At 56.2% G+C, this 12,908-nt stretch carries 12 protein-coding genes and 1 tRNA gene; 8 read left to right on the top strand and 5 right to left on the bottom strand.

All coding sequences use genetic code 11. The features are described from left to right. Positions 1-34 precede the first annotated feature (34 nt). Together dapD and dbpA are read left to right on the top strand one after the other, a co-directional pair. The gene (gene dapD / locus R0I78_RS10480; RefSeq protein WP_026344721.1) at positions 35-1,066 is read left to right on the top strand and encodes a 2,3,4,5-tetrahydropyridine-2,6-dicarboxylate N-succinyltransferase; all 1,032 of its coding nucleotides are present in this window, start codon (positions 35-37) and stop codon (positions 1,064-1,066) included. A gap of 208 nt (positions 1,067-1,274) precedes the next feature. Beyond that, the gene (gene dbpA, locus R0I78_RS10475; RefSeq protein ID WP_317075274.1) at positions 1,275-2,654 is read left to right on the top strand and encodes an ATP-dependent RNA helicase DbpA; all 1,380 of its coding nucleotides are present in this window, start codon (positions 1,275-1,277) and stop codon (positions 2,652-2,654) included. A 14-nt stretch (positions 2,655-2,668) separates the two neighbouring features. Here the strand turns inward: dbpA and R0I78_RS10470 are convergent, their stop codons facing one another. Next, complete coding sequence (locus R0I78_RS10470; RefSeq protein WP_019934190.1) at positions 2,669-2,935, bottom strand: DUF3081 domain-containing protein; 267 nt, start codon at positions 2,933-2,935, stop codon at positions 2,669-2,671. Positions 2,936-2,949: 14 nt separating this feature from the next. Next, on the bottom strand, positions 2,950-4,854 hold the full coding sequence (locus R0I78_RS10465) for an SLC13 family permease (protein WP_317075273.1): 1,905 nt from the start codon (positions 4,852-4,854) through the stop codon (positions 2,950-2,952). Positions 4,855-5,049: 195 nt separating this feature from the next. On the opposite strand from R0I78_RS10465, the gene R0I78_RS10460 reads away from it, so the two are divergent. After that, entirely contained in the window at positions 5,050-5,892 is an 843-nt protein-coding gene (locus R0I78_RS10460; RefSeq protein ID WP_019934192.1) for a S1 RNA-binding domain-containing protein, read from the top strand. A gap of 31 nt (positions 5,893-5,923) precedes the next feature. Continuing rightward, on the top strand, positions 5,924-7,051 hold the full coding sequence (locus R0I78_RS10455) for a patatin-like phospholipase family protein (RefSeq protein WP_019934193.1): 1,128 nt from the start codon (positions 5,924-5,926) through the stop codon (positions 7,049-7,051). A 117-nt stretch (positions 7,052-7,168) separates the two neighbouring features. On the opposite strand, the gene R0I78_RS10450 is transcribed toward R0I78_RS10455, so the two are convergent. Next, positions 7,169-8,542, bottom strand: coding sequence for a LysM peptidoglycan-binding domain-containing protein (locus R0I78_RS10450; RefSeq protein ID WP_019934194.1), 1,374 nt, complete (start codon positions 8,540-8,542; stop codon positions 7,169-7,171). A 63-nt stretch (positions 8,543-8,605) separates the two neighbouring features. Continuing rightward, positions 8,606-9,373: a hydroxyacylglutathione hydrolase gene (gloB, locus tag R0I78_RS10445; RefSeq protein WP_317075272.1), complete on the bottom strand. Its 768-nt coding sequence runs from the start codon at positions 9,371-9,373 to the stop codon at positions 8,606-8,608. 51 nt (positions 9,374-9,424) lie between these two features. Here gloB and R0I78_RS10440 point away from each other — a divergent pair, with 51 nt between their 5' ends. Continuing rightward, positions 9,425-10,141 (top strand): class I SAM-dependent methyltransferase, encoded by a 717-nt coding sequence (locus R0I78_RS10440; protein WP_019934196.1) that lies wholly within the window; start codon positions 9,425-9,427, stop codon positions 10,139-10,141. Here R0I78_RS10440 and rnhA read toward each other — a convergent pair. Beyond that, entirely contained in the window at positions 10,129-10,593 is a 465-nt protein-coding gene (rnhA, locus tag R0I78_RS10435) for a ribonuclease HI (RefSeq protein ID WP_317075271.1), read from the bottom strand. The genes R0I78_RS10440 and rnhA overlap by 13 nt on opposite strands. A gap of 132 nt (positions 10,594-10,725) precedes the next feature. Here rnhA and dnaQ point away from each other — a divergent pair, with 132 nt between their 5' ends. The 3 genes from dnaQ to R0I78_RS10420 all read left to right on the top strand — a co-directional run bounded on the left by dnaQ (position 10,726) and on the right by R0I78_RS10420 (position 12,786). Next, positions 10,726-11,460 carry a DNA polymerase III subunit epsilon gene (gene dnaQ / locus R0I78_RS10430; RefSeq protein ID WP_019934198.1) on the top strand — a complete coding sequence of 245 codons (735 nt, stop codon included), beginning with the start codon at positions 10,726-10,728 and terminating at the stop codon, positions 11,458-11,460. Between the two features lie 11 nt (positions 11,461-11,471). Beyond that, the gene (locus tag R0I78_RS10425) at positions 11,472-12,590 is read left to right on the top strand and encodes a choice-of-anchor X domain-containing protein (protein ID WP_317075270.1); all 1,119 of its coding nucleotides are present in this window, start codon (positions 11,472-11,474) and stop codon (positions 12,588-12,590) included. A 119-nt stretch (positions 12,591-12,709) separates the two neighbouring features. Beyond that, positions 12,710-12,786: transfer RNA gene (locus R0I78_RS10420), tRNA-Asp, on the top strand. Positions 12,787-12,908: the final 122 nt, after the last annotated feature.

Below are 12,908 nucleotides of genomic sequence, written 5' to 3'. Positions count from 1 at the left end.
TCAGGAAAGCAACAACATTAACGGAGTGAACACCATGGCAAACTTTGCTTTCGGTCTGGGCGTGGGCACCAAGTCCGCCAAGGGAGACTGGCTTGAGGTTTATTATAATCAGCCGCTGCTGAACGCCAGCGAAACCCTGATCAAGGCCGTTGCCGGCCTGGTCGGTTATCAGGGCGGCAATACCGCCATTGAGCTGAATGCCAGTCAGCTCAATGAACTGAAAGCGGCTTTTGTCTCCGCCGATGCCAGCGAGCAGGCTGATATTGCAGACACCCTGGCTGGCACCGAGCAACCGCTGGTGCTCACCATTCTGGAAAGCGACAGCGCCCCGTCCAGCACCGCCGAGGTGTATCTCAAGCTGGCACTGCTGTCTCATCGCCTGGTCAAACCCCATGGTCTGGATCTGTCCGGCATGTTTGGTCTGCTGCCCAACGTGGCCTGGACCAGCGAAGGGGCCATTGCCGTGGACGAACTGGCCAGGCGTCAGCTGCAGGCACGCGCTCAAGGGCGCACTATCAGCGTGAATTCAGTAGACAAATTCCCCAAAATGACCGACTACGTAGTGCCTGCTGGCGTGCGTATCGGCGATGCCTCCCGCATTCGTCTGGGTGCTCATGTAGGCGAAGGCACCACTGTGATGCACGAAGGCTTTATCAACTTCAATGCCGGTACCCTGGGTGTCAGCATGGTGGAAGGTCGTATTTCTGCCGGTGTAGTAGTGGGTAACGGCTCCGATCTGGGTGGCGGCTGCTCCACCATGGGTACCCTCTCAGGCGGCGGCAACATTGTGATTTCCGTGGGTGAAGGCAGCCTGCTGGGTGCCAACGCCGGCCTGGGCATTCCCCTGGGTGACCGCTGCACTATTGAATCCGGCCTTTACATCACTGCGGGTGCCAAGGTGACCGTACTGGACGACCAGAACAATGAAGTGCAGACCGTAAAGGCTGCCGATCTGGCCGGCAAACCGGATCTGCTGTTCCGCCGCAACTCTCAGACCGGCCGCATTGAGGTGAAGACCAACAAGTCTGCCGTTGAGCTGAACGCCGAGCTGCACAAGCATAACTGAGCCTCGGTCATGCCGGCCTTTGAGCCGGCATCTTCTGAATGCATGACGCAGCCCGGTATAACGGCGCTCTGTCCATGCCAACGGCGCTGTCACTCACAGCGCCGTTATTGTTTTCATCGTCCGGAAAATCGCCACACCCGGTGCATTTCTGCTATTATACTTGCCTGCCGCTTCGGCACTTTCATTTCATTACACAGCGAAACCTTCCGTGACTCATACCGACTTTTCTTCCCTGCCGCTGGACTCAGCGCTGCTGGATAATCTTGCCAGCCTGAATTTTACTCAAATGACCCCTATCCAGGCTCAGGGGCTGCCACTGGTGCTGGCGGGCCAGGATGTCATTGCTCAGGCCAGCACGGGCAGCGGCAAAACCCTGACCTTTGGCCTGGGAGTATTGTCGAGGCTGAATGTTAACCTCAACCGGGTGCAGGCCATGGTTCTGTGCCCCACCCGGGAGCTGGCCGATCAGGTGGCCCGCGAGCTGCGCCGGCTGGCCCGCACACTGGCCAATGTAAAACTGGTCTCACTGTGCGGCGGCAGCCCCTCCGCCGCCCAGACCACTACCCTGCAATTTGGTGCGCATATCGTGGTGGGCACACCGGGGCGCATACTCAAGCACCTGCAGCAAGGCAGCCTTAACCTGGATGCGCTCAATACCCTGGTGCTGGATGAAGCGGATCGCATGCTGGATATGGGCTTTGCCGACGATATTCACAACGTGGTGGAGTTTGTCCCGAAAGCACGCCAGACGCTGCTGTTTTCTGCCACCTATCCCGAAGAAATAGGCACCCTCAGCCGCGGGCTGCAACAACAGCCTGCAGAAATTTCGGTGGCCGATGAGAAAAACGGCAGCAATATTGTGGAACTGTGGTTTGAAGTATCACAGGATCAGCGCCGCAGCGCACTGGCCACCCTGCTAGCCCATTATGCTCCGGCATCGGCGGTGGTGTTCTGCAATACCAAGCGGGCTTGTCAGGAAGTGGCCGATCACCTCGGCAGTCTGGGCTTTGCCGCGCTGGCACTGAACGGCGATCTGGAGCAGAGAGAGCGGGATCAGGTACTGGTGCGCTTTGCCAATGGCAGTGCCAATATTCTGGTGGCCACCGATGTGGCTGCCCGCGGCCTGGATATTCGCGAGCTGGAAGCGGTCATTAACTATGAGGTGACCCAGGATCCTCAAGTACATATACACCGCATCGGCCGCACCGGCCGTGCCGGTCATCAGGGGCTGGCACTGAGTCTGTACAGCGCCAAAGAAGCCTACCGGGTTAACATGATTGAGGAATATCAGCGTGCCCCCATGGCTCATGGGGATTTAAGCTCGCTGAACGGCACCACTGCGCCGCGTCAGCCGGCAATGGTCACGCTGAACATTGCCGGCGGCCGCAAAACCAAAATCCGCGCCGGTGATATTCTCGGTGCCCTGACCCGTGATGCCGGCATCAGTGGTGATCAGATCGGAAAAATTGACATCACGGAAATGCAGTCTTATGTTGCCATTCATAAAGACGTGGCCAAGCAGGCGCTGAAGCACCTACAACAGGGCAAGGTCAAAGGCCGCAGCGTACGGGTCAGCAAACTGGGCTGATTGACATCAGGTGCTTATGACTCGTTAAAGTTGCGATGAATGTAGTCAACTTTGGCCATAAACTGATCCTTCAGTGCCGTGGTGGCATAATCAAAGTGATAACTCTGATGAAAGTTAAGCTGCAGGGTCACACCACTGCCTTCCAGTAATACGCTGTAACCATCAAAATCGCTTTTGGCCACTATGCCTTCCAGCATGTGGCCATCCTCGTAAGGTTCGCCGAAGCGGCGGATCTTGTCGAACACTTCCAGAATAATGCGGTTATTCAGTTCATTTTGCATCTTGCTTTCCTCTGTTATAGCGGCCATACCCACAATAACATGGGCAGGCTGATGGCGACCACCAGCAGCTCCAGGGGCAGGCCCATGCGCCAGTAATCCCCAAATCTGAAGCCTCCCGGCCCCAGAATAAGCGTATTGTTCTGATGACCAATCGGCGTCAGAAAGGCGCAGGAGCCGCCAATGGCCACCGCCATTAAAAAGGGATCGGCATTCACTCCCAGCTGGCTGGCGGCACCCAGTGCAATCGGACACATGACCGCTGCCGTGGCCGCATTATTCATTACATCCGACAGTGTCATGGTCACCACCAGGATCAGCGCCAGTGCCACCAGGGCACTGCCCTGCGCCACGCCATCCAGCAGCCAGGCTGCCACTAAACTGGCGGTGCCAGTGGTTTCCATCACATCTGCTACCGGAATTAATGCTGCCAGCAGTACCACTACCGGCCAGTCTACTGCGTTATATACAGACCGGGGCGGTACGGTACGCAACACCATAGAGGCCAGCACACCGCTGGCAAAGGCCACCGCTGCCGGCAGCCAGCCCAGTGCTGCCACCGTGACCGAGGCCGCCATTATGCCACCTGCCATCAGGGCTTTTTTCTTATCGGGAATGCGCAGCTCCCGCTCCGCCAGTGGCACACACCCCGTGCTGGAAGCAAATTCCGCAATCAGCTCGGGGGAGCCCTGCATCAGCAGCAAATCACCGGCACGAAAGGCCAGCGCCCGCAGTCGCTTGAAGGAGCGCTGGCCCTGACGGGAGACCGCCAGCAGATTAACGCCAAATCGGGTGCGCAGCTGTATGCCCTTGGCAGTACGCCCCAGTAGTTCAGAGCTGGGCAGAATGACCAGCTCCATCAGTACAATTTCATCGGAGCTGTCACTCTCTCCCTTGTCTTTACCATCCTTTTTCTCTTTCTTGCTGTCTGCGCCGACAACCGCTTCGCGGGTGCCGTTATCTTCCTGGCTTTTTTCCTTTTTGCTCTCTTTTTCCTTGTCTGCTTCCTTGGTAGCCAGATCTTCTTCCAGCTTAAGTCCCAGCGAAGACAGCGCCTGTGACAGTGCCTCTGCTTCCGCTTCCAGCATCAGAATATCACCCGCCCGGGTGCGCCGCCGCGGGCTGGGCGGCATCACCCGCACCGAGTTACGCACCAACCCCAGGATCTGAGCATCCGCGTCAGTCAGTGCGGTTTCCAGCTCGCGCAGCGTCAGACCTTCCGCCTTGCTGCCTTCCGGCACCCGCGCTTCGGTGATGTAAGCGCCGGATTCAAACCCTTCCATGCCTGCCTGTTTGCGTCCGGGTACCAGCCGCCAGCCAATCAGGGCAATAAACACTATGCCTGCCAGGGCCACCGCCAGCCCTACCGGTGTGTAATCAAACATGGAAAAGCCATCACCACTGCTGGCCTGGCGAAAGCCGGATACAATCAGGTTAGGGGGTGTGCCTATCAGGGTGGTCATGCCCCCCAAAATAGTGCCAAAGGCCAGGGGCATCAGTATTTTGCCAGGGGGCAGCTGCTGTCGCCTGGCCATTTGCAGCGCAATGGGCATCAGCAGTGCCAGCGCCCCTACGTTGTTCATAAAGGCAGACAGCACGGCTCCCAGGCCGGTGAGCGCCACAATGGACACCACAGGGCCGGACTGAGCGGGCAGAAAGGTACGGGCCAGCACATCAACGGCACCTGAACTTTGTAACCCCTTACTCAGCACCAGCACACAGGCCACCGTGATCACTGCCGGGTGCCCCAGGCCATTAAAAGCAGCGTCAGCCGACACCAGGCCGGTAAAGATACAGGCCAGCAAAGCTGCCGATGCCACCATATCGTGACGCCAGCGTCCCCACATAAACAGCACCACTGTCGCGGCCAGAATAGCCAGAATGGTGATTTGTGATTGATCCATAACCCGTATCTCTCTCAAAGGATGGCATCACGCCCCGGGAGCGAAATCACACCATCACCAACATTTTTCGAGTGTAGCAGCCTTTCTTTTGTGCACAACCGAAAAAATATGATAAACCATTGAACTTTAAGGTTTATATGCCAGATGTACAAAGATGGTGTTTCCGTCTTCAGCGCGCTAAGATCCAGCCTTTAATTCTATTCGGTGACCTCCATGATAAAGCTTGGCGACTATAACTCTCTTCCTCTGTTACGACTGGGCGACAAGGGCGGCTGGCTGGACGGCGGTGATGAGGGCGAATTGTTCCTGCCCCACAGTCAGTTGCCGGCCAATGCCAAGCCGGGCGACAAGATCACCGTTTTCATTTATCTGGACGCGGATCTGGTACCGGTGGTAACCACCGACAGGCCCAAGGGGCGGGTGAACGAGTTTGCCTCACTGCGCGTGGTCACGGTTAACCGTTTGGGTGCCTTTATGGACTGGGGCATGAAGAAAGACATTTTCGTCCCTCAGCGCAATCAGGCCACGCCCATGCAAACCGGCCGCCACTATGTGGTTTACCTGTATCTGGATCACGAAGGCCGCATGGTCGCCACCAGCAAGCTGGAGCCTTTTCTCAGCAAGGATATGCCCGGCTACCACGCCGGAGACGAAGTCAGTCTGTTGATCGTGGCCGGTACGCCGCTGGGACTGAAAGCCATTGTGGATGGCAAATACTGGGGCCAGCTGTTCAAGTCTGAGCTGCCCGAACGTCTGCCCATGGGCAAAAGCCTGCGCGGCTACATCAAGCAGCAGCGCGACGACGGCAAACTGGATCTCACCCTGTTTAAACCCGGCCCGGGTAAAACCGACGAAGCCGCAGAAAAGGTTCTGGCCAGGCTGCAGGCCGCCGGCGGCAGCCTGGCGGTTAATGACAAGACCGATCCCGACACTATTTACCGCCAGTTCGGTATCAGCAAGGGCACGTTTAAAAAAGCCATCGGCGGTCTTTATAAGCAGGGCAAAATCGTGATAGAACCTCATGGTATCCGGCTGTCCTTAGAAAACGAAAACTAAGCACAGCGCCGTGGCCGACAGGGAGGTATGAATGGAGCAGGAAACCGGCAATGCCTGTTCACTGGTACTGACCGGGGGAGGAGCACGGGCAGCTTATCAGGTGGGGGTGCTGAAGGCCGTTGCCGAATGCTACCCACGGGGGCATGCTATTCCCTTCCCCATATTGTGCGGCACGTCAGCCGGTGCCATTAATGCCACCGCGCTGGCCTGCTATGCTTCCTGTTTTCATTTGGGCGTGCGCAAGCTGGAGTATGTGTGGCGTCATCTTAACACCCATAAGGTGCTGCGCCTGCAGCTGGGGCGCATTGTTACGCACTCTGCCAAAAGTCTGATTAAGGGCGCGTTAGGGCAGCCAGCACAGATGGCCATGCCGTTGTTTGATAACAGCCCGCTGGAACGCCTGCTGGAAACCCTGATTGACTTTCAGCGCATCGATAACAACCTGCTTTACGGTGCCCTGGAAGTACTGGCCATTACTGCCTCCAACTATAACACCGGTGATTCCACCACCTTTTTTCAGGGCCGGCCCTATCATCAGCCCTGGGCCAGAGCAGGCCGCTCCGGTCGCTCCTCCATTATTGCCACGCCGCATTTAATGGCCAGCAGTGCCCTGCCTTTTGTATTCAAACCCTGCCGCCTGCAGAACCACTTTTATGGTGACGGCTCCATTCACCAACTGAATCCATTGAGCCCGGCCATTCATCTGGGGGCCAGACGCATTTTAATTGTGAGCCTGGCTCATGAAGAGCAAGACTCGGCACTGCTTTCCGGCAACCCCAGCAGCTCGGACATTGCCGGCCATTTGCTGGATACCATTTTTACCGATGCCCTCACCTCAGACATTGAGCGGCTGCAACGTATTAACAGCACCATAGCGCTGGTGCCGGAGCGTAAGCGCGAGCAACTGGCACTGCGTCATATTGATAATCTGGTATTGCAGCCCAGCCAGAATCTGGATGAATTAACCCATAAACACTTTCATCGCTTACCCGGTAACATTCGTGCAGTATTGCGTTTGTTTGGCGTAGAGGCCGGCGATGCCACCGGTCTGGCAAGCTTTTTGCTGTTTGAGCAGGAATATTGCCGGGAGCTGATTGATCTGGGCTATAAAGATACGCGGGCACGCATGGAAGAAGTGTGTTTGTTTTTGGAAGTGTGATTGAAAAACAAGGGAATGGGGAATGGGGAATGGTGGGCCGGAATCGGGAAGTAAAACCAAAGGATTCCCAATTCCCTGCTCCCTACTCCCTACTCCCTACTCCCTACTCCCCGATTTTCACCCTGCGTTGGCGGCAACAATCAGCTTTTGGCCGGTGCGTAACATATGCTTGCTGCTCAGCTGGTTCCAGCGCAGCAGGTCGGCAATGCTGACGCTGAAGCGGCTGGCAATCACAGACAGCGAGTCACCGGCCTTAACCAGATAAGTGCTTTGCTCAGGCACTGCAGCCGGTGCCGGCGCGGCACTGGAAGGCACCAGCAAGGTCTGGCCAATGCGAATAGTGTTGCTCGTCAGGTTATTGGCCTGTTTAAGCGCGCTGATATGAGTGCCGTGACGACGGGCAATTACTCCCAGGCTGTCTCCCCCTTTTACGCGGTAGCGGGCATAGCTCATACGCTCTTCGGCCGGCAAGTCGGCCATGGCCAGTTCAAACGTTTCTGCATGACGCACCGGCACCAGGATTTCTGCTGCAATCAGCGGTGAAGTGGCCGTGTGCTTGTAAGCCGGGTTCAGTGCTTTTATCTGAGCCCGGCTGACACCGGCAAGATCTGCAGCCATGTGCAAATCTACCTGCCCTTCTACCGCCACGGCCGCAACCTGCGGACGATTGGGAATGGCAGGCACAACCATGCCATAGTGCCCGGGACGCTTGAGAATATCAGCCAGTGCCATCAGCTTGGGCACATAGTTCTGGGTTTCTTTGGGCAAAGACAAAGACCAGTAGTCAGTGGGCTTGCCCTGACGGCGATTGGCACGAATGGCGCGCTGCACCCGGCCTTCGCCGGAGTTATAGGCAGCCAGAGCGTGCGTCCAGTTACCATCAAAGAATTTGTGCAGATACTCAAGGTAATCCAGTGCAGCCCGGGTAGATGCCATCACATCATAACGGCCGTCATACCAGCTGTCGTAGTGCAGGCCAAAGTTCTTGCCGGTGCTTTGCAACATCTGCCACAGACCGGCAGCATGACCGTGAGAATAGGCTTTGGGGTTAAAAGTGCTTTCCACCACCGGCAGCAGGGCCAGCTCCATTGGCATATTCCGTTTTTCTATCTCTTCCTTGATGAGATAGAGAAACGGTCTGGCGCGTTCAGTGACGGAACTCATGTACTGTGTCTGCTTCAGATACCAGTTGCGCTGGGCTACCACTCTTGGGTGATCAGCCGGTATCTCAAGGGTCATGCCGTCGGCAAGATGCTGCCACAGATCCTGCTGCTCCAGCTTGCTCTCCGGGGCACTTGGCGTATCGTCCGAAGAATGCCGGCTGTAACGACCGGAGGCCTTGAGTGAAGCATGGTCTTTCGACTTGGGATAGAGCCGCTGACTGGTTTGCTCGGTGCTGTTATGGCCATGTGTCTGGCGCGCCGAATCGGTGGATACCGCCTGGCAACCCGCCAGCAGCAAGGCACCGGATAAAAGGCAAAGTCTTATCATCGTGTCTGCTTTCCAAAAAAACGGCGGCCAGTGTATGCTTTGTGAGCAGCTTAATCAAGTTCGTTAAAAATGGTCTTTCCAGCGTCTAAGTGCAGCGAATATCTCATGCTCTTCATTTAACTCCCTTAACGCCTGCATCTGGGCAGCGGCTCTTACTTCAGGCTGCGCTACCCGTAAAAACACATTCACGGCATTTTCACGTTCTATGCTGGATGGCAGCGTAGGCACGTCCTGTTGCCGGCATTTAGCCACTTCTTTCATATAACTGAGCAATGCCGTATTACCCGGCTCTACCGCATGACAGAATGCCAGATTGGATTGAGTGTATTCGTGGGCACAATAGACCTGTGTGCTGCCGGGCAAGGCGGCCAGCCGGCTTAACGACCGGTACATCTGCTCTGGCGTTCCTTCAAACAAACGGCCACAGCCCCCCGAAAACAATGTGTCCCCACAAAACAGCATATTGTTGCCGTAATAAGCAATATGCCCCAAAGTATGGCCGGGTACTTCCAGCACCTGCAGCTCAAGCTCCAGTGCCGGTAATGACACCCGGTCACCTTCTTTCAGCGCAATGGCATCAGGAACCGGCAGACGCTCGCCGGCAGGCGCATAAACGGCAACATAGGGATACTGTGCCAGCAGCTGTTTTACACCGCCGGTATGATCATGATGATGATGCGTAATTAATATGGCAGCAAGCGCCAGCTCACGCTCAGCCAGTGCCGTCAGCACAGGCGTGGCATCACCGGGGTCCACCACAACCGCCTGTCGGCCATTGCCTATCAGCCAGATATAGTTATCGTTAAAGGCACGAAGGGAAATTGCATTCATTGTTCTTGCATCCTTGGCATATTCAAACTGCCAAAGCTTACCAGAGGGATTATGGATACAGCCAGCCACACAACACTATCTCCTCCGCTCACCTGGAGCAGTCTGCCCCGGGGGCGCTACATTGCCGCTCAGCTACAGCAGCGCCTGGATGACTGGGCTCCCGGCCTGTTCGGTTTCAGCCTGCTCAAGGTGGATGCACTCAGTGCGGCTTTGTCGCTGGAGCGCAGCCGGCTGCGCCAGGGCGTAGTGATGGCCCAGACCGAGCAGGAAAACATGGATCTGCTGGGCGACGCCACTGCCATGCCTTTTTCCCCGGGCAGCCTGGATGCCTGTCTGCTGGCCCATGTGCTGGAATACAGTGCTCATCCTCATGCCATTCTGCGGGAGGCAGAAACCGCCCTGAGAGATGACGGCTGGCTTATTTTATCGGGCTTTAATCCTTATGGCAGTGCCGGTCTGGCGCGCTGGCTGCCGGGGTGGCGTAAAAGACTGCCCCACTGGCACGCCATGGTGGCACCTGCCAGGGTAGAAGACTGGCTGAAACTGCTGGGGTTTGAAGTGATTAAGCGCGATTACATCGGCTTTACCGGTTTTATGCCCTGGCTGGCCCACTGGCAGCGGCAGCGTTGTCCGCAGTTTTGCCCGTCTCCGGCAGCGGTCTATATTTTACTGGCACGCAAACGCCGTTTTCCGCTTACGCCCATACAGGAACGCAGACGGGCTCCTGCGCCGGTAGCCCGCCCCGAGATGGCCCGTCAGCGCGAATAACCGGTATCCTCCCGGTGGCTGCTTTCCTTCATGGCTGCCTCCCGGGCCAGATCGTCGCACCGCTCGTTTTCCGGATGTCCGCTGTGACCTTTCACCCAATGCCATTCCACCTTGTGACGCTGGCAGGCATCATCCAGCTGTTGCCAGAGATCGGCATTTTTTACCGGTGTTTTCGCCGAGGTCCGCCAGTTATTCCGCTTCCACCCCGAAATCCATTGAGTAATGCCCTGACGCACATATTGACTGTCGGTGGTCAGAGAGACCTCACAAGGGGAGCTGAGTGCTTTGAGGCCTTCAATCGCGGCCAGCAGCTCCATGCGGTTATTCGTGGTCAGCCGAAAGCCGCCGCTCAGCTCTTTTCGGTGCTGCTTGTAGATAAGCACGGCACCATAGCCGCCCGGCCCCGGATTACCAAGGCAGGAGCCATCTGTATAGAGCTGAACCTGTTTCATATCTTGCCTGTTACATGAATATACAAAGGCCGGCAGTCTGCCATAAACACAGGGGGTGAGCCAGCGCACACCCTTATCATATTGTGCTTCAGACGATATACTGACCGCTGCATTTTGCGGAGGATAAACACAGTGTTAACCGAATCTGGCTATCAGCGGCAGGTGGTGCTCGATACCGAAACCACAGGTATGAACATGGACTCGGGCCCTCATTATGTGGGGCACAGAGTGATCGAGATTGGCTGTGTCGAAGTGGTCAACCGGCGCTTAACCGGCCGGCACCTGCATATGTACCTCAGACCAGACCGAAAAGTAGATGAAGAAGCCATTCGGGTTCATGGCATTACTGATGATTTTCTCGCTGACAAACCAGAATTTGCCAGCCAGGCTGATGAATTTATCGACTTTATCCGTGGGGCCGAAATGGTCGCCCACAACGCGCCCTTTGACGTTGGCTTTCTTGATTATGAAATGGAGCTGCTGGGCAGGCCTGAACGCATGGCCCAGCTGTGTAAGGTCACCGATACGCTGGCCATGGCGCGCCAGCTTTATCCGGGCAAGCGCAACAACCTGGACGTGCTTTGTGATCGCTATGGCATAGACAACAGTCACCGTACCCTGCACGGCGCTTTGCTGGATGCCGAGATCCTGGCAGATGTCTACCTGCTGATGACAGGTGGCCAGACCAAACTCAACCTGTACCAGGATGGCGGAGAACAAAGCAACAACGGCAGCGAGCTGCGGCGACTGGCCAGCAGCCGGCCTCCCCTGAAGATCATTCGCGCCCTGAATGCAGAGCTGGAAGCCCACGAACGCCGGCTCGATCTGATTGAAAAACAAGGCGGCTCCTGCCTGTGGCGTCCCTGATGCAACTAACCATGATCAAACAGATGCTGCTGACGGCACTGGCGCTGCTGTCTTTTACCGCGTCAGGCAAAGAGCAACACGCACGCTGGCTTGACAACACCTTCAGAATTGATCCTTCGGTCAAGGAAGTCACCCTGTTTATAGAACGTGAAGCCCCTTCGGTGCCGGTAGTGCTGATTAAACCGGATGGCAGTAAACTCTATTACCAGCGCCACCCTGATAACGTGAGCTGGGCCTCTACCGACAAGCGGGATGTCATTACCCTTTGGCAGCCACAGCCCGGTCCCTGGCAGGCCACCGGTAAAATAGCCGGCGAGCACGCTATTACTTTGCTCAGCGTGTTTCATCTGCAGCTGGATGCCCTGCCCAACCGTGTGTTTCAGAATGAAGTCATTCAGCTGAACGGTCAGCTTGCCTATAAAAATACCACCCTCGATGCCAATTATTATCTTGATGGCCTTTCACTGAAAGCACTGCTTTATGCCGAAAACCCGCAGAACCAGGATGCCTTTTCCCGTGCGCCTGTTGAGCTTGGCACTTTCAAGGATAATGGCACCGGTGCCGACGCCATTCCCGGTGACGGCATCATGACTGCAGAAGTTATTTTTGATGCACTGCCGGGGGATTATTTGTTTCAGGCAGAAGTATCCAATGGTGTGCTGGCCCGCTACGTTCAGCATACACTGCTGCTTTATCCACAGCCGGTACGGGCCCGTTTTACCACCCCCGATTCTGAACGTAACTGGCGTATTGAGCTGGAAACTGACAGTGACGTACTGGCTGACAGTCTGGTGGTGACCGGCGAGCTTATCAACCCGCTGGAGCAGTCGGTGACTATTTCTGGCCAGGGCACCAGCATAGCGCTGCCTGCTGCCCGCCAGCCCGGCAACTATCGCTGGCAGGGAAAAGCGTATGTCACTACCATGGACGGCCGTGAAATTCAGATTAAATTAAAAGACCAGGTTGTGCGAGTGGTAGCCCCCCTGCCTGAGCCCTTTGCCGGCAGCGCCGCTCAGACGCCGCCCGCTCCGCTGTGGCAGCAGTGGTGGCTGTGGGCCGCCCTTGCCCTGGTAGTGATCTCAGCCGTTGCCGGATTGTGGTGGCGTAAACGCCGAAAACAGCCAAAGTGATGTTTTTGGCGTCTTGAGTATAAAAAACAAGCGAACGATTCATAATTGGCATTTCAGGGCTTGACGCCCTTTCCGTTCAGCCATATAGTTTAACCCGCTTGCAGCGAAAGCCAAGCACCGGAGCGGTAGTTCAGTTGGTTAGAATACCGGCCTGTCACGCCGGGGGTCGCGGGTTCGAGTCCCGTCCGCTCCGCCACTTATAAGAAGCCCTTAGCTAGTTGATAGCTAAGGGCTTTTTGCTTTTATGACTTCAGTAAAATTACCCTTCCTCATTCTGTCAAATCTCTCTTCGTGACCAAACCGTGACCATTTTGTGAC

The organism is Oceanimonas sp. CAM02 (assembly GCF_032842915.1).
GTDB lineage: Bacteria > Pseudomonadota > Gammaproteobacteria > Enterobacterales > Aeromonadaceae > Oceanimonas > Oceanimonas smirnovii.
This window is presented reverse-complemented; position numbering and strand designations above follow the sequence as displayed.

Bases quoted from the DNA above. Each gene is read 5' to 3' on its own strand.
- R0I78_RS10450 (WP_019934194.1), bottom strand. From the start codon at position 8,542: ATGATAAGACTTTGCCTTTTATCCGGTGCCTTGCTGCTGGCGGGTTGC.
- dapD (WP_026344721.1), top strand. From the start codon at position 35: ATGGCAAACTTTGCTTTCGGTCTGGGCGTGGGCACCAAGTCCGCCAAG.
- R0I78_RS10455 (WP_019934193.1), top strand. From the start codon at position 5,924: ATGGAGCAGGAAACCGGCAATGCCTGTTCACTGGTACTGACCGGGGGA.
- R0I78_RS10440 (WP_019934196.1), top strand. From the start codon at position 9,425: ATGGATACAGCCAGCCACACAACACTATCTCCTCCGCTCACCTGGAGC.
- R0I78_RS10425 (WP_317075270.1), top strand. From the start codon at position 11,472: ATGATCAAACAGATGCTGCTGACGGCACTGGCGCTGCTGTCTTTTACC.
- R0I78_RS10470 (WP_019934190.1), bottom strand. From the start codon at position 2,935: ATGCAAAATGAACTGAATAACCGCATTATTCTGGAAGTGTTCGACAAG.
- rnhA (WP_317075271.1), bottom strand. From the start codon at position 10,593: ATGAAACAGGTTCAGCTCTATACAGATGGCTCCTGCCTTGGTAATCCG.
- R0I78_RS10460 (WP_019934192.1), top strand. From the start codon at position 5,050: ATGATAAAGCTTGGCGACTATAACTCTCTTCCTCTGTTACGACTGGGC.
- gloB (WP_317075272.1), bottom strand. From the start codon at position 9,373: ATGAATGCAATTTCCCTTCGTGCCTTTAACGATAACTATATCTGGCTG.